Origin of the sequence: Microvirga zambiensis WSM3693 (genome assembly GCF_016735695.1) — a bacterium.
Lineage (GTDB): Bacteria > Pseudomonadota > Alphaproteobacteria > Rhizobiales > Beijerinckiaceae > Microvirga > Microvirga zambiensis.
On record NZ_JAERQD010000025.1, the window covers coordinates 24486 to 41445 of the forward strand.

General features: G+C 63.3%; 12 protein-coding genes. 4 read left to right on the forward strand and 8 right to left on the reverse strand.

Going from position 1 to position 16960, the window contains the following annotated elements:
* Window positions 1-27: 27 nt before the first annotated feature.
* Both JKL46_RS18910 and JKL46_RS18915 read left to right on the forward strand, forming a co-directional pair.
* Complete coding sequence (locus JKL46_RS18910; protein ID WP_201835875.1) at window positions 28-1836, forward strand: type I secretion system permease/ATPase; 1809 nt, start codon at window positions 28-30, stop codon at window positions 1834-1836.
* Window positions 1833-3185, forward strand: a complete 1353-nt coding sequence (locus JKL46_RS18915; RefSeq protein WP_246529402.1) for an HlyD family type I secretion periplasmic adaptor subunit — start codon at window positions 1833-1835, stop codon at window positions 3183-3185. Before JKL46_RS18910 ends, JKL46_RS18915 begins: the two co-directional genes overlap by 4 nt.
* Before the next feature lie 146 nt (window positions 3186-3331).
* Here the strand turns inward: JKL46_RS18915 and JKL46_RS18920 are convergent, their stop codons facing one another.
* The 7 genes from JKL46_RS18920 to JKL46_RS18950 all read right to left on the reverse strand — a co-directional run bounded on the left by JKL46_RS18920 (window position 3332) and on the right by JKL46_RS18950 (window position 11041).
* Complete coding sequence (locus JKL46_RS18920; protein WP_201835877.1) at window positions 3332-4630, reverse strand: ABC transporter substrate-binding protein; 1299 nt, start codon at window positions 4628-4630, stop codon at window positions 3332-3334.
* 81 nt (window positions 4631-4711) lie between these two features.
* Window positions 4712-5506: a sugar phosphate isomerase/epimerase family protein gene (locus tag JKL46_RS18925; protein ID WP_201835879.1), complete on the reverse strand. Its 795-nt coding sequence runs from the start codon at window positions 5504-5506 to the stop codon at window positions 4712-4714.
* Entirely contained in the window at window positions 5503-6516 is a 1014-nt protein-coding gene (locus JKL46_RS18930) for an NAD(P)-dependent oxidoreductase (RefSeq protein ID WP_201835881.1), read from the reverse strand. Before JKL46_RS18930 ends, JKL46_RS18925 begins: the two co-directional genes overlap by 4 nt.
* Window positions 6513-8378 (reverse strand): DUF2264 domain-containing protein, encoded by a 1866-nt coding sequence (locus JKL46_RS18935; protein ID WP_201835882.1) that lies wholly within the window; start codon window positions 8376-8378, stop codon window positions 6513-6515. The genes JKL46_RS18930 and JKL46_RS18935 overlap by 4 nt, the downstream gene beginning before the upstream one ends.
* A complete protein-coding gene (locus tag JKL46_RS18940) occupies window positions 8375-9436 on the reverse strand; it encodes a LacI family DNA-binding transcriptional regulator (RefSeq protein WP_201835883.1) in 1062 nt (353 codons plus the stop codon). Before JKL46_RS18940 ends, JKL46_RS18935 begins: the two co-directional genes overlap by 4 nt.
* A gap of 261 nt (window positions 9437-9697) precedes the next feature.
* Entirely contained in the window at window positions 9698-10576 is an 879-nt protein-coding gene (locus JKL46_RS18945) for a DMT family transporter (RefSeq protein WP_201835884.1), read from the reverse strand.
* A gap of 192 nt (window positions 10577-10768) precedes the next feature.
* A complete protein-coding gene (locus JKL46_RS18950) occupies window positions 10769-11041 on the reverse strand; it encodes a hypothetical protein (RefSeq protein WP_201835888.1) in 273 nt (90 codons plus the stop codon).
* Window positions 11042-11322: 281 nt separating this feature from the next.
* Here JKL46_RS18950 and JKL46_RS18955 point away from each other — a divergent pair, with 281 nt between their 5' ends.
* Both JKL46_RS18955 and JKL46_RS18960 read left to right on the forward strand, forming a co-directional pair.
* A complete protein-coding gene (locus tag JKL46_RS18955) occupies window positions 11323-12429 on the forward strand; it encodes an oxidoreductase (RefSeq protein ID WP_201835890.1) in 1107 nt (368 codons plus the stop codon).
* Window positions 12430-12689: 260 nt separating this feature from the next.
* Complete coding sequence (locus tag JKL46_RS18960; protein WP_246529403.1) at window positions 12690-13931, forward strand: MFS transporter; 1242 nt, start codon at window positions 12690-12692, stop codon at window positions 13929-13931.
* Here the strand turns inward: JKL46_RS18960 and JKL46_RS18965 are convergent.
* Entirely contained in the window at window positions 13928-16798 is a 2871-nt protein-coding gene (locus JKL46_RS18965; RefSeq protein WP_201835897.1) for an ATP-binding protein, read from the reverse strand. The two genes, JKL46_RS18960 and JKL46_RS18965, sit on opposite strands and share 4 nt — an antisense overlap.
* Between the last annotated feature and the right edge of the window lie 162 nt (window positions 16799-16960).

Sequence of the window (16960 nt, forward strand, 5' to 3'; positions counted from 1 at the left end):
TCGACCGACGCGCCCGGAGTTCGCCGCATGGCCACGAACTGGATGAAGGCTCGCCATCAGACCGAGATGGAGCACGCCTTCCGGCTTTGCCGTTACTCGCTCGTTCTCGTTGCGGGCTTGAGCTTCTTCGTCAATCTGCTCGCCCTGACCATGCCGCTCTATCTGCTGCAGGTCTACGATCACGTTCTGTCGAGCCAGAGTCTCGACACGCTCTATATGCTGACCCTGATCGTCGTCTTCGCTCTTGCGCTTCACGCGGTCATCGAGGCGTTGCGGCGCGAGATGCTGGCCCGCGTCGGAGGCTGGCTCGAGGAGCGTCTGCAGGCCCCCGTGCTCACCGCCGCCGTTCAGGCAGCCTTGCGCGCCGATCCCGCGGGCGCAGCCCAGGCATGGCGCGACCTCGGCACCCTGCGACAGTTCTTCGGCGGCTCCGCCTGCACGGCTTTGTTCGACCTGCCGTGGACACCTATTTTTCTGCTCGCGATGGCGCTCGTTCACCCGATGCTCGGCTTCATCGGCATCGTGGCCTCGCTCATTCTGTTCAGCCTTGCCTGGCTCAATGAGACGGTCACGCGAGCGCCCTTCGCGAGGGCCGCCGCGGCTTCGTCGGAGAGCCAGCATCGGTTTGAATCCCTCATGCGCAATGTCGAGGCGATCACTGCCATGGGCATGCTGCCCGGTGTCGCGCGATTGCTGTCGGATGAGCAGTCCCATGCGAAGTCTGCTCAGCTGTCGGCCGGCGCACGCGCGTCAGCCATTCAAGCGCTCGCCCGTTTCATCCGGTTTCTCGCCCAGGTCCTCGTGATGGCGGTCGCCTCATACCTGGTGATCCGGCACGACGTCAGCCCGGCCGCGATCTTCGCCGCCTCGATCCTGCTCGGGCGTTCGCTCGGGCCGGTCGAGGGTGCGATCGGCACCTGGAAGGCCGTGACCAATGTGCGGCTCGCCTATGATCGTATCCGGCGCGTGATGCAGGCTGCGCCTCCGCCGGTGAAAGGCATGGAATTGCCGCCGCCGAGCGGTCTTCTCGAGGTAGAACAACTCACCTATGTACCGCCCGGCTCGGCGGAGCCCATCGTGCGGCGGTTGTCGATGATGGTCTGTGCCGGCAAGGTGCTCGGCGTCGTCGGGCCTTCGGGTGCAGGAAAATCGACGCTCGGCCGCCTGATTGCGGGCACCGTTCCCCCAACGACCGGACATGTGCGTCTCGACGGAGCCGATATCGGCGTGTGGATGGCATCCGGTGGACACCGCTATTTCGGCTACCTGCCGCAGGATGTAGAGCTCTTCGCCGGCACCGTGGCCGAGAACATCTCACGCCTCTCGGAAGCAAGCTCCAAAGACGTGATCGCTGCCGCCCGCCTTATCGATCTCCATGAGACCGTTATGCGGCTGCCGCGCGGCTACGACACCAATATCGGCGAAGGAGGAGCGCGCCTCTCCGGCGGCCAGCGTCAGAAGCTCGGGCTCGCTCGCGCCTTCTTCGGCGATCCGCGCCTCATCGTCCTCGACGAGCCCAATGCCAGCCTCGACCCGGAGGGCGAGGAAGCCTTGCGCCAGGCCATCACCGAGATGAAAACCCGCGGTGCGACCATCATCGTGATCGCGCAGCGGCTCGGGATCCTGTCCATCGCCGACAGCGTGCTCGTTCTCGACAACGGTATGGTCAATGCCTATGGCGAGCGCCGCGAGATCGCGGAGAGGATTGCACAAGGGCATACCGCAATCAAAGTCGTGCCGCAGCCTAAGACGAAGCCGGAGCCGCGCATGCCGAAGACCAGCGAAGGCCCGATGATCGCGGCCCCGAGCGTTCAGGCCAGCAGGGGAGCCTCATGATGGCCAAGACATCCCCCGTCATCGACCTGTCCGATGTGTTGCCGCCCCCACCGCCGACACCGTTCATGCGGATCGCCTGGCTTGCCGGCACGGCCTTCGGGCTCGTGGCCGTGTTCATCTGCGGATTTGGAGCATGGTCGGTCACGGCGCCATTGGAAAGCGCGGCGATCGCTGCCGGGTCAGTCGAGGCCGAGACCAGCCGTAAGACGGTGCAGCACCTGGAAGGCGGCATCGTCGCCAAGATCCTTGTGAAGGATGGCGATGCCGTCTCGGCGGGCCAGCCCCTGATCCGGCTCGACGACACCAAGGCCCGTGCCGCAGCGCAGGCTCTCCAGGGTCAGCTGCGCGAGGCACAGGCCCGCGAGGCGCGGCTCCTGGCCGAGCGGGACGGCCGCGACGGCATCCAGTTCCCGCTGCCGCTGAGGCATGCGGCCGAGCGAGATTCGGCGCTGACCGACGTGATGGCAGGACAGCAGCGCATCTTCGTCAGCAGGCGTCAGCTCTATCAGTCGCAGCTTGCCGTTCTGGCGCAGCGCCAGCAGCAGATTTCCCGCCAGATGCTGGGACTTCGATTCCAAGTCACGGCGGCCGAGAAGCGCTCGGACATCATCAAGAAGGAGATGGAATCCATCGCGCCGCTTGTCGCGAAGGGCATCATCGCCCAGCCGCGGAAGCTCTCCCTCGAACGCGAGCAGGCCGAGATCGAGGGACGGCGAGGGCAGGCGCAGGAGGAAATGGCCCGGGCAGAGCAGGGCGTCGGCGAAGCCCATGCGCAGATCCTGAAGCTGCGCAGCGATCGCGAGACAGAGATCGCCCAGAGCCTGCGCGACGTCCAGGCGCTCGTCTTCCAGCTCGCCGAACGCTCCGAAGCCGCCGACGATGTTCTGGCCCGCACCGAAGTGCGAGCGCCGGAAGATGGCGTCGTCACCGATCTGCGGATCCGGACGCCCGGCGGCGTTGTGGCGGAAGGCCAGCCGCTCCTGGATCTCGTGCCGAAGCATGATCGCCTCATCGTCACCGCGCAGGTGCGGCCGGACGATATCGACGTGGTCCATCCGGGATTGCCGGCGCAGGTCCGGCTGATGCCGTACAAACACCGTCGCGTTCCGCCGGTGCAGGGAACGCTGACCTATGTCTCAGCCGATCGGTTGGTCGACAAGGCCACGGAGCGATCCTACTACACCGCGCGCATCCGGCTGGATGAGAACTCGCTGTCCTCTCTGCCAGGGGTCGAGGTGATGGCGGGCATGCCGGTCGAGGTTCTGATCAAGACGGGCAAGTTCACGGCAGCAGGCTATATGCTGCGGCCGGTAATGGACAGCTTCAACCGCGCCTTCCGCGAGGATTAGAGCATTTTTCGGCGAAGTGGATCCGGTTCGCCGTCAAAAAATGCGGCAAAGCAAAGAAGAGAGATGAGTCCACGCGAGTGGAAACAGCTCTAGCATCATGCTGTACGGAACCGGCACATGGAATGTGCCGGTTCCGTATTGTTAGTCTAGTTCACTTTCCTCAGGACGGCATTGCCGTCCTCGATCATGCGCTTGCCGGCCTCGTCGATCGAGATCTGCCCGAAGGCGACCTGATCGGCCACTTTCCGCATGACGTTGTTGTCGAACTCGACGGCTCCGACCGGCACCGGCGGCGGATAGTCGCTCACCTTGTCCGCCAGGAGATTGACGTAGTCGACGGTCGCACGCTCGACCTCGTTCAAGTTGGGCAGGATGGCCTCGCGCACCTTCGGTGACATCGGCACGCCGCGCTCGACACCGAGAATCTTGCCGGCTTCGACGTCGTTGACGAAGAAGCTGATGAAGGCTGCCGCCTTGTCCGGATTCTTTGTGGTCGAGCCGATGCTCCAGATGAGCGCCGGACGATAATAGTGACCGGACTTCGTACCGGGACCGGACTGCGGCACCATCGTGATACCCAGCTTGTTCTTGGTGAGAAGCTGGTAGCCGATGAGCTGGTTCGAATAGGTCAGGCCCATGGCCGATTTGCCGAGAGCCAGCGAATTCCGCTCGATCTGGTTCTGGTCCAGGGTCTGCACGTCGGCCGGAACGCAGCCGTTGCGCTTGCGCAGGTCTTCCCAATAGGCGAACCACTCCTTTGCATCCTCCGCCGTGAAGCCGAGCTTCGCATCTTCGGTATAGAGGCGCTTGCCGCGCTGACGCAGCCATACGTCGAATACGTAGTGGTATCGGGCGCCGTAGGGGGCGCCCCAATAATCGGGACGTCCTACCGCCTTGGTGAGATCGACCGCCATGTCGGCGAACTGCTTCCAGGTGGTCTCGTGCGTCGGCGGCTTGATGCCGGCCTTTTCGAAGACCGTCTGGTCGTAGAAGAGGGAGAACGAATTCAGGCCCAGGGCAACGCCCCAGATCTTGCCGCCGGCCCGGCACAGATCGACCATCTTGTCGCCGAAGCTGGAGATGTCGAGCTGCTTGCCGACGAACTCGTCCATGGCCTTCGCCGCGCCGCGCCCGGCATAATCGGCGAGGCTGCTCGGCTCGAGCTGGAAGATGTCCGCGATGTTGCGGCCGGCCATCTGGGTTCCGATCTTCGCCCAGTAATCGGCGCCGACAGGCTCGCCGGCGATCTCGATACCGGTCTGCTTGGTGAACAGGTTGCCCACTTCGGTCGTGCGTCGGGCCCTGTCGGGCGAGCCCCACCAGGTGGCGCGAAGCCTGGCCGTTTCTCCCTGTGCCCAGCTCATGCTTGGGCCGCCGACAGCAGCGGCGCCGCCGAGCGCCAATGCGGATTTCAGTAAAGTTCGACGATCAACGTAAGTCTTCATAACTTCCTCCCTTGGGCTTCCCAGACTTACCTGCGGCGAGGGCGCGAGAAGCATCCCCCTCGGCGGGCGTTGTTATAGAGGTCAGGCCGTTCCAGACGGCTGCACCTCTTCCAACAATTGACGAAACGTGGCGGCATCAGCCCTGAACTGATCGGGAGAGTCGCCCTTGACGAACTCGATCATGGCGAAGCGCTCACCGCGCCAGCGTGTTTCCGGCATCGCATTGAGGATCGTGCGCCACTGATCCATCTGGTCCGCCAGCGGATAGCGATTCTTCTCCCGATCCCAGGCGAAAACATGGACATGGGATACCTCCGGGCCGACGGTGCCGATCTCCTCGATCGCGGCTCCGAGAGGCAGGCCTGGCGATGGCTGCCAGTAGAGAAATGCGTTCGGGTCGTCGATCTCGTCCACGAGGCGTCGGGCCGACCCGAGATCGTCGGTCAGCGAGCCCGGATGATATTCGAGGGAGACGGTGATGGAGGCATCGTCCGCCATCCTGGCCATGCGCCGGATCGCCTGGGCGACCTGATACCTCTCGTCGGTGTCGTAAGTCGCCGAATCCCGGTTGCGGGTGCCCGGCCAGATGCGGATGTTGGGAGCGCCGAGGGCCTGCGCAGTCTCCAAAACCGTCGCGAAGGCGCGCTCGTCATCGCTCGGCGGCGCAATGTACGACCCGTACGAGATGACCGAAAGGCCTACTCCCTCGGTCAGAGCCTGAACGCGACGCGCGACGGCGAGTTGTCCGGGGGGGACATGCACATCTCCCGCCCATTCGATGCCCTCGATTCCGCATTCCACTGCAAGCGCAATCACGTCCTCCGGGCCGAGCTGCCGGAAAGTGACGGTGCACAGGCCGGGCCGGAAGCGTGTCATGCCATCGTCTCCAGCACGGACGGCGTGATGGCGGACAGCAGCGGCCGCCCACCGACATAGCGTTCGATCTCCTCGACGATGAATTCGCCAAGCCTCTCGCGCTCGTTGCCGAGGGCACCGGCGATATGGGGGGTCAGGAAAACGTTCGGCAGGTCGTAGAGAGCGGAATCGGCGCCCGGGACCTCCGGATGCGTGACGTCGATGATCGCATCGATGCGCCCGGTCCGCAGTTCGTCGATCAGACCGTCCTGGTCGACGATGACGCCTCTTGCCGTATTGATGAGCGTTGTCCCATCCCGCATGAGAGCCAGTCGCCGGCGATCGATCATCTTCTGAGTCGATGGCAGAGCGGGGGCATGAATGGAGACCACGTCGGAGCGGCGCATCAGCTCATCGAGCGAAACGCTTTCCACGCCGAGAACCGCAGCCTCATGCTCTCCGATATAGGGATCGTGGAGAAGCACCTTGAAATCGAATGGCTCCAGGAGCTCGATCACCCGCCGCCCGATCCGCGAGGCTCCGACGATTCCGATCGTCCGCCTGTAGTTGCCGACGGGCTGCCCCGTGAGGGGAAATGTTCTCTGGCGGCTCCGGTCGGCCCGGTAGAGGTCGCGGAAGCGGAAAACCTGCTTGTTGGCGAAGAGGATGGCGGCGAGCGTGAACTCGGCGACCGGAACCGCATTCGCTTCCGCCGCGTGGGTGACGGTAACGCCGGCATCGAGAACCTCCGGCGAGAGGAAACCCTTCACGGTGCCGGCTGAATGAGCGATCAGCTTCAGCTGCGGCGCAAGGGCCAGAACCTCCCGATTGATGAGAGGGCAGCCCCAGCCAGTGAGCAGGATGTCTGTCTGCTTCAAGACATCGCGAGCGCGTTCGTCATGAAACGACTGAAGCGGTTGCGGATCCAGGACGATGCAGGATGTCGCGAGCCGATCCAGCAAGGCTGGTGTGATGACCCCGCCCGTCCTGACCGGGTCCATGGCGAGAGCGACGCGATGCGTGCGGGTCACGAGCCCATCCTCCAGGCAAGAGCGCCGACGCGCCGGCTGTCCCGCGAAATGGCAGCTTCGAGTTCCGCGATGGTCGGCGCGACTGGTATCTCCTTCCAGATCGCCGCTGAATCGAACCGATCGGTCAATGCGACCGCCGCCGTCAGCAAAACCGTTTCTCCGTCGGGGATTTCGCCGCGCAGCTGAGGCACCAATGTCTTGGGATAGAGAAGATTGGTGTTGGGATGAGCTTTCAAGGCGATGCCACGACGCTCGGTTGTGGAACCCAGATCTGCGATGCCGCTGAAATCGCTGGTGCCGATGACCAGCGCGGATCCGTTCCGCTCCTCGATCTGCTCCAGCTTGCGATAGGCATCCGCCCGCGGGATGGCGAAGCCGCCCTCAGCGGTGCTCAGCGGGCGCGGCGTCCGGACCCGATGGACGCGAATATGCCAGGGGGAGGCCGGCAGGAGCCATGTCTCCACCTCGACATCGATCCAGGGGCGCCAGCGGGCATACAGGATATTCCCGGCGATCCGCGCCTCTTCGTTCGTCTCGCGGACGCGGAAATGCCGGTCATCGTCGCTGAAGGCCAGCATCCCGTCCACGGCGGCGCCCTCGAAGCCGCGCTCGTCGCTTTCCACGCTGAAGGCATAGCGGGAGGAATAGACGAACTTGGCGTATTTCTCGCTGCCGAACCGCATCTGGAGATTTTCCTGGCCGGACGAGAGCGCGACCACATTCTCGGGGGTATGCATCATCACCATGCCCGGCTGTGCCTGTGGGCTCGGCTCAGGGAAGCTGGGGCTCGGCGCTTCCTCCGCTGTCCAGAAAGGATGCGACGCTTCGAGCGCCAGCGGCAGAAAGGCCTTGAATGCCCAATATGGCGAACCCGGAGAATTGTAGTTTTCCGACATCAGCAGGTTGGCGTAGCCGAAGCCGATGCTGAGCACGCCGTCGCGGTCGGTGATGGGATGCTTCGCCCACCAACGCAGATGGCGGAGATAATATCCCTTCACCTCGCTCCAGGGCAGCGCCTCTTCGTCCGCGAAGGCGAGGGCCGCCCAGAATCCGGCGCAGGCAAAGCGGTAGGTCATGCTGCGGCCGAAGACCAGAGTTCCGCCATCGTCGGCGAACCAATGCCGGATGTTCGGCGCAAACAGGCGCGCCCACTCCCGGAAACGCTGCTTCCGCTCCCCGTCGCTCGGCGCCAGGACTGCATAGATCAGGCCATAGAAGTGCATGGCGAAGGGGATATAGTGGTCGACACGCGGGACATTGCCGTCGCGATACCAGCCGTCGCCGAGGTGGAACGCCTCCAGCTCCTGAAGATATTGTTCGGTGAGGCTTCGGTCGAATTCGACGCCTATCCGCTCGAGACCGAGATCGATCATCACCCGGAAGAATTTCCAGTTGTTGTCGGCGAATTGGTGCGGACGTGCTTCGAGCAGGTAATTGGCAACGTTCCGTCGCGCGCGCTCGTCGAGCGGATCCCAGAGATGCTGCGGCACGAGCCGCAGGGCAAAGCCGAGGGCAGCGAGCTCGACCATTCGCTGATCGCGGTCGGTGACCTTGCCCCAATATTCCGGATGCTCCGGATCCGTCCCGTTCGCGAGGCCTTTCGCATAGAGCGGCCAGTGGCGAAAGTTTCCGCCGCCGGCGGCATAGGGGGCAAGGCCCCAGAGAGGACGGGCAAATCCCTCGAGATCCGCCGCGGCAAAATCGAAATGCGCCGCGGTTGCGCCGAGACTGACGCGTGCACCACCTTCCGAAAAGGCAGGGAGGAGCGGATCGAAGAGATCGAGCAATGCCTTTTCGACATCGTCTTTGGTCTTGAGAGGATTGCCGGCAAGCGGATTTGTCCGATGAGGAGTGTAGGTCATACGGAGCGCTCCGCGCTTTCGGCCTTCGTGGCCGGTTGGACCGTTGCACCTTCCACGAGGCGCACGGCCAATTCGACCTTCCGCGGCTCGGCACCGGCATCGGCAATGCGCCGCTGCATGAGGTAATAGGCCTCCTGCCCGATAGCCTCCCGGTCGACCCGCATGGTGGTCAGGCGCGGCATGGTCATGGAGGCGCAGGGCAGGTCGTCGAACCCCATCACCGCGAAATCTTGAGGGATCGACAGGTGATGATTGGTAACAGCTTCCATAACGCCGACGGCCATCATGTCGTTCATGCAGAAGGCCGCAGTGAAACCCTGGTCCTCGACGAGGATAGCCTCCATCGCTTCGCAGGCTGCGGTGCTGGTGCGGGAGGAGGTCGAAGGCAGTTGGACGATGCGCGTCGTCGCGCCGCCCTTCATGGCCGCTGCCTCGAACCCACGGATGCGCTCCCGGATGGTATGCCGGTGCGACATCGTGAAATGGAGAATGCGCCGGTGACCGGCATCGATGAGATGCTGGGTCGCAAGCCGTGCGCCGTAAAAGTTTGCCGGCGACACGCAGTCGAATTGAAGGTCCGGGTCATTGCCGTTGACCCAGACGGTCGGGATCTTGGATTCAAGAAGGTAGCTGCAAAGATCTTCCGGCGGGTCGATGCCGACCAGGAAGATGCCTGTCGCTTCGGTCTCCGACAGTGTCTGCTGCAGTTCCGACACCTTCAGGGATGACGATCGGACCAGTCGCGGCAGAAGGGTTCCGCCCGAACGGGTTGCGGCTCCCCGCAGACCGCTCAGGATACCCTCGTAGAAGACACCGAGCGCGCCCGTCGCCTGATCGACGGGAATGAGTGCAACCGATCGCTGGTTCTGCGGGTGTGCACTCGGCACCGGGCGGATGTTATAGCCGAGCTCTGACGCGATCCGAATGACTTCATCGCGGACATTCGAACTGATACCCGGCTCGTTCGCGAGAACACGCGATACGGTGCTCACCGAAACGCCCGCGAAGCGGGCGATATCCGTCTGTCGTGGACGACGGCTGAGGCTAACTCTCGTCATATCCTCCCCACTTTTGTTCATTGCACAAATTTGTTGCGCAAAGGGCTTTGCGTTGCAAGTCTCATGCAAATGCAAATTTTTGCGTGAATCGGACCTATATTGTCCCGAGCTGTGCTTCCATTGAGCGGGTCGCCGAAGGGAGGCAACGAGCCGCTAGCGCATCGTGCAGAAAAGTGGACCCGGTTTTCTGCGTTCAACGATGCGCTCTCTTTAGAGTGGAGAATCGGCCCCAAAAGTGGGTCCACTTTTGGGGCCGATGCTTTAGCGCCGCAATCGGCCGAGCTGAGTTCCGAGTAACGCGGCCGAGACGATCGCGAGGCACCCTACAACGAGAGAGAGGGTGGGGACGATGCCGAAGTAGAGATAGTCGGCGATCGAGGAGAAGACGATCACGGCGTAGCTGAGAGGGGCAAGGATACTCGCCTCGGCCAGCTGATGCGAGCGGAGGAAGCAGAACTGACCGACCTGGGCCAGGACGCCGATGATGAGGAAGGCGGGCAGATCGCTCAAGCCCGGGGAGACCCAGACGAAGGCCGCCGGGATGGCCGTCAGGACGGCGAGCCCGATGGCATGGAACATCATCAGGACGACGGCGTGCTCGCCGGTGAGACGACGGGTCTGGATGACGCTGAGGGAGCCGAACAAGACCATTCCCAGAGCCGCCAGCAGTCCCCAGTCCCAGCTCATGGAACCGGGCTTGACGATGAACAGCACGCTGATGAAGCAGATTATGGACGATATCCAGTGCCGTCGCAGAATGCGCTCTCCCAACATGACGGCGGCAAACCCCAGGATGACGAATGGACGGGTGAATCCGATCACGGTCACCAGCGTCAAGGGCAGGGCGGCCGTAGCGGCATAATTGCAGCACAGGGCCACGGTGCCGCAAAGAACCCGCCCGACGTGGCCTTTCACCTGCTGGCTGTTGAATACCTCGGACCGGTAACGCCATAAAAGCGGCGCGATGAGCAGGAGGCCGACGACAGCGCGGAAGAAGACGAGCTGGATCGCTGGGAATGTTGCGCCGGCCTGCTTGATGACACCCATCGACGTGACGACGAGCACCATGTCGACAAAGGCAAAGGCAGCCCCTTGTCGGTTGGCGACGTGCCGGTCCTTCGGTTCACCGTAGGGGATCATGGCAGAGGGCGACCTCGTCCGCCCCTATGGGCATGCGCATGAGGTCTGTCGGATGCCGGCAATGTCAGCTCGTGGATGGCCAGGAAGGCGGGAAGGGGCCTCAGGATAGGAAACCCATTCGCCCCGCAACGCCAAGCATCACTTTGGCGGCCGAGAAGTCAACCGTCTGTCATGAGCCCGCTTCGCGCGGATCTAGCGATGATCGATGACCGTATACTCGGCGTCGATCACATCGTCGGGTGCGCGGCGCGGGGCAGGGCGCATCTGGCGCATCCGGCGGCGGAGATAGAAATAAGAGGCGGCCGCGCCCAACAGCAGCAGCGGGAGCACGATGAAAAGCCCGACAAGGGTCATGGCCAGCAGCGCGATTCCGGCCGCAAGGGCGATCGCGACCCGCGCGACGGTCGGAAGCAGGCCCCTTGAGCGGGCTTTTGCAGCGCCGATCCGAAAAGCCGCGTAGTCCATGGTCGTTCCTTCAGTTGCGTAGGCGCCCGTGGGCGCAGTCCAAAAGAGACGTCCGACATCGCGAGCGGCGCCCCGCCCGCCAGAGGGACCCGGACCCTAAGGCCACGCTAATGTGGGTGGGCGAGGGGAGAAGTGCAAGTCTGCCAGGGCAAACGTCCTCCCCGTAGCCCAATAGCCCAGTCCAACCACCAGGGAAGGGAGGGTTTGCTGAGATTCACTTTACTTTACTGGCGGCCCAAACGGTTCGGATCTAGGACTCACCGGTCGGCAGGAGAACGACCGTGCCCAGCCCCGCGTTGTTTCAGCCCTTGAAGATAAGAAATCTCGAGCTTCGGAATCGGATCGTCATCGCGCCCATGTGCCAGTACTCGGCCGAGGACGGTTGTATGACCGATTGGCACGTCATCCATCTCGGTCATCTTGCACTTTCCGGCGCGGCCTTGCTCACGATTGAGGCCACTGCCGTCCTTCCGGAAGGCCGCATCACCTATGCGGATGTCGGCCTCTGGAACGAAACGACCGAAGCGAGCCTCGGCCGAACGCTCGATAGCGTTCGACGCTGGTCGGATATCCCAATCATGATTCAGCTCTCACATGCTGGGCGCAAGGCTTCCACGGAGGTTCCCTGGAAAGGAGGCGCTCAGCTGCCGGTAGGCGATCCGCACGGATGGCTTGCGGAGGCGCCGACAGCCCTTGCCGCCACCGCCTCCAAGATTGCTCCGATGGCTCTGGATCATCAGGGCTTACGGCGCATCGGCGACGCCTTCGCCGCAGCGGCCGTCCGGGCAGGTCGGCTCGGTCTGGATGGGATTCAAGTCCACGCCGCCCATGGATATCTCCTGCACCAGTTCCTTTCGCCACTCTCCAATCGTCGCGATGATGCGTATGGCGGGAGCCTTGAGAACCGGATGCGCTTCCCCCTGGAGGTTTTCGACAAGGTGAGAAGCGCCTTCCCAGCCGATCGCGCCGTGACGGCCCGCGTTTCCGCGACTGACTGGGTTTACGGAGGATGGGATCTTCCACAAACGCTGGAATTCGCCAAGGCGCTCGAAGAACGGGGCTGCAATGCGATCCACATCTCCACCGGTGGGCTGGATCCACATCAAGCCATTCCTATGGGTCCAAGCTACCAAGTTCCGTTCGCCCGGGCCGTAAAGTCGGCCGTGAAAATTCCTGTCGTCGCCGTCGGCCTGATCACCGATCCGGAGCAGGCCGAGGCGATTGTGGCAACCGGGGACGCTGACCTTGTCGCCCTGGCTCGCGGATTGCTTTTCGACCCACGATGGCCGTGGCGCGCGGCAGCCGAACTGGGCGCGAAGGTCCGCGCTCCCGAGCAGTACCTGCGGTGCGAGCCGCGACGTTTCCGGGGCCTATTCGGAGCCGGGTAGAATATCGCGACCTCCATTGCAGAACTCCAAACGGGTGACGTCTATCAGCGGTGAAGGCTCGTGATCTGCCAAGCGTCCATACAGGATGACCGGGGCATCGTTCGCTGCCGCCCAGCCGCGCGGTGCTTTCGGTAAGATCGGCGACACCGGTTGGTGCGAGGTCATCACAACTTGGCCGCTTTTGACTTCGATCGTTTCGACTGCCGTGGAAGGCAGAAATGGTGTCGGGGCGTTGGAGGGCAGCAAATCAAGGTTTCTTCATGCTGAATGCATCCCGCGAAGAGCTGACCCCAGCCGGGAAAGTCTTGATCGTGATCGCCTGCGGCGTGGGCATGTACTTCACCGTCGGGATCTTTCTCATTTACGGCTTTAGTGTATTCATCCGACCGATCACGGAAGAGACAGGCTGGGATCGCAGCGCCGTCGCGTCGGCTGTCGCGCCTGTCGCGATCCTCACCGGCCTCATGTCGCCCATCGTCGGCGCGTTCGCAGATCGGTTCGGTCCACGGCGCATCCTTCTGATTTCATCGGTGACCATGGGCGCGGGATTCTTCGGAATCGCGTTTACCTCCCAAGATCTTCCGACGTTCCTGTTCGCTTTCACCATAGCAAGCCTCCTCGGAGGCGCACAGACTGCGGTGCCTTACACCCATGTCGTCGTCGGCTGGTTTCAGGTCCGACGCGGGCTGGCGCTGGGCAGCATGCTGGCCTTCGCAGGCGTCGGTGTGGCGACCGTGCCTCCCATCCTCGCGGGCCTGATAGAAGCTTACGGCTGGCGCATGGCTCTGGCCTTGGCGGGTGCCGCTTCCATCGTCGTGCTGTCGTTCCTCGCATTGTTCATCATTCGAGATCCGCCACGGCGAGGGACGGAAGCGGGAGAGGCGCTAACGGGATCGAGTTTCAAGGATGCGCTGGCGACGCCTGCCTTCTGGGTAATGCTCGCAGCCTTCCTGCTCAACTCGGCGGCCGCCGCCGGCGGGTCGGTGACATTGCCCCTTATCCTGTCCGACCGAGGCGCCTCGCCGGAAGTGGCGGCCTCCGTCATGAGCCTGCTGGGTGCCGCGCTGGTCGCGGCGCGCGTCGGGTTCGGGGCCATGATCGACCGATTCTCACCGCTGCTCCTCACCGCCATTGCGTTTTGCGCGCCCGTTCTGGGCCATCTGCTTCTCGCCACAACTCATTCCGCAACTGTTGCCTTCGTCAGCGCGACTCTCTTTGGGCTTGCATCGGGCGCCGAAGGCGACGCGATCGGCTATCTCCTGGCCCGGCGTTTCGGGCTGCGCAGCTTTGGAAAACTCTATGGCGTGAATTATTTCGCCTTCGCCCTCGGCTCCGGAATCGGCCCTGCGACGCTGGTGTGGATTGCGGCGGACGGAGCGCAGTATGGTGCGGCCTTTGCGACGGCCGCAGTTCTCGGGTGCGTCGCGCCGATCCTACTGGTTGGACTCTGGTGGCGAAACGCTATGCCAGCGGCCCGGGATGTCGTCCCTGAAGGAGGTTAGGCCAGGACTGCTGGGAATGTACTACCCGGAGATGAAGCCACCGGCGCGTTGGTTCGCCGAGCGGAAGGTTTCGAGCGGCGAGCCCCTTTTCCAATGCGCGACAGGTTGTCGGCCGCGCGCGTCTCCCACGCCACGGTTCCGTATCGACGAGACAGCATGAGCGCCTGCAGGAAATGCTGCTCGGCGGATGTGTGCGAATGAGCGCCCTGACGCAGAAGGATCTCACCCTTCATCCGCAACAATTCAGGCACACACCAGCGCTCCGAACTGTTGTCGGCCGCTGTGATGGCATGATCGACCGTCTCCAGGGCTGCTTCAAGCCATCCCTCCGCCGCCAAGCCACAGGCGAGGACCCCGACATAGGCGGGATAGCGCAAACGAAAACCGGACGCGCGAAGGTGCTCGAGCCCCTCCTGCATCGTCGAGACCCCGTCCAACCCGCCACAATTGATCTCCAGGACTCCGCGCAGGCACCGGCCGACGGCGCGCCAGATCGCCATCCCGTGTTTGGCGACCTGTTCGTCCAATTCGTTGAGGAGACGCTCCGCCTGCGCCCAGTCGCCGGTATAGAGAGAAATGGGGATTGCGGTGTGGGCCAACGCATTGCAGAGAGCCAGTGCACTCTGCGCCGTCCGGGCTTGGGCGAGCGACCGGTCTCCGGCAGCGACGGCCTGATCGGGGTAACCTTGCAGCCACTGGACGTTGGCAAGCGTGCCCCAGGCCGCGGCGCGCGGATCGTGCTGGAAGCGAGCAACAAGCGACCTGTGAGGTGGCGCGACGTAGCCCGCTATCATAACCTCCAGCTCACGATGGGCGGCAGGAAGGTCACAGAGGTGCCGCAGCGCCGTCGCGATCTGGCGGCCCACATTGCGTTCGGTGACATGGTCACCCTGCTCGATCGCCTGAGCGCGGATCGTCCGGGCGATCTCGAGCGCCGTCGTGTGATCGCCGACCCAAGTCCGGAAGTCGCAGAGGCCCCAAAGTGCGCGTAGCCGATGAGCGCCGTCCCCGGTCGCTTCCGCAATCCGCAATGCTTCGGACCAAGCCTGCGCGGAGCGCGGCAAAGGACCTTTCGTATGCATGATCGTGGTACCCAGCGCGATCCAAAGCTTTATCTTCCGGCGTGCGTCGCAGGGAGCATCGCCGGCGGAACGACTCAAAGCGCGCTCGATGGCATTGCGACATTCGTCGATGAGAGACATCTCCATCCAGAGCGGAATCATCGCCGCCGTGAGCGCAACGCCTAGCTCGACATTGCCGCTCGGCTCGAAGGCCCATGCCAAGGCATTGCGCGCGTCGTCGAGCCGATGACTGTACCGGGTGAGCCAGGCATCGGTTGTACCCGACTCCCATTCCCGTTCGGCGCTCTCGAGGAGGTCGCATTGATGCTCGGCGTGACGTCGCCCTGCCTCCGCCAGTTCCCCGTTGTCGAGGAGCTTCTGGCGTGCATAGGCTCGTGTCGTGTCGAGAAGGCGATACTGCGTGGCGTAGGCGTTCACGTCGGCAGAGACCAGGGACTTGTCGACCAGATTTGCGACACTTTCAACGACGGCCGCCTCGGTCATTCCCGGGCTAATCACCACCGCGACTGCCGATTCCAACGGAAATGCGCCCACAAACGATGCGAGCCTCCGCAGCACGATCTGCTCGCGCTCCGGCAGGAGGTTGTAGCTCCAATCGAGGGCAGAAGTAAGCGTGTGATGCCGAGGCTCATCCGTGCGGTGACCGCGTGTCAGTAAGCCGAACCGATCATCCAATAGCGCGAGCAGTTGGCGCACCCCAAAAACCGAAGTTCGCGTCGCAGCAAGTTCTATCGCCAGGGCGATACCGTCAAGCTTGCGGCAGATTTCCGCAACCACAGGTGCGTCGGCGTTACTGAATACGAAATCCCTCTGTGCGGCACTTGCCCGCTCGACGAAGAGCTGCACGGCAGGAAACGTCAGGGCACCGTGCGCGGTGAGCTCCTCTGCATTTTGGGGGGTCGCGAGCGGCTCCAGCCGATGAACGATCTCGCCGCGCACGCTCAGGGGCTCACGGCTTGTCGCCAGGATCTGAACGTGTGGCGCATTCTCGAAGACCAGTTGCGCTATCGGTGCGGCCGCGTCGATCACGTGTTCGCAGCAGTCGAGCACCAGGAGGAGCCGTCTTTCCTTTAGAAATCTCGCGAGCGACTCGGCGACGTCTTCCGAATGGACAGTCAGGCCGAGGGCCGACGCAACTGCCCGTGGCGTCAGTCTCGGATCGCGTAACGGCGTGAGATCGACGAACCATATGCCGTGCTCAAACTGGCCGATGAGGGCATGTGCGACGGCTAGGGCCACAGTCGTCTTGCCAATTCCTCCGGGCCCTGTGACCGTAACGAAACGACGTTCCTCAAGGTCGTCAGCGATTGCCTCCATCGAGGCGGTGCGGCCGAGGGGCCGGGTCCAGGTCTGTGGAAGATTGTGGCTTGCTTTGGGATCGGGGCGCCGGCCCGATCCGACTGCCTCCACCGGTACTACGAAGCGGTACCCGCGGCCCGGGCTTGTCGCCACGAAGCGCGACGTTGCGAGCCCACAATCGAGCGCACGCCGAAGCGCGGCCACCTGGACCTTCAGATTGCTTTCGTCAACGTAGGTTGTCGGCCATGCCCGCGCCATGAGCTCGCGCTTGGAGATGATCTCACCGGGTCGCTCGACGAGCGCCGTCAAGATATCCAGGGCGCGTGTGCCGATCCGCACCGGCTCGTCTCCATCGAGGAGTGCCTGGCGCTCAGGGATCAGGCGGAAGATTCCGAAGCGGTATTCGCGCGGTGACATCGAAGCAGGAACTGTCGTGGATGCCAGATCCGCGCTGTCTGCCTTCGTCGTGCCATCTGAGGCGCGCAAGTCTGGACCCTCGACGGCAAATCGCTCGTGGGCTTCCAACGCAGATGTTCGCTGTTGTTCGTGGCGCATGTCGCTTTCGAGCTTTCCAGGTCTCTGGTGGGGTTTGGGCGACGATTTAGTGGCAGCAAGCTGAGACTACGCGAAGCAACGAGCAAGTCGGAT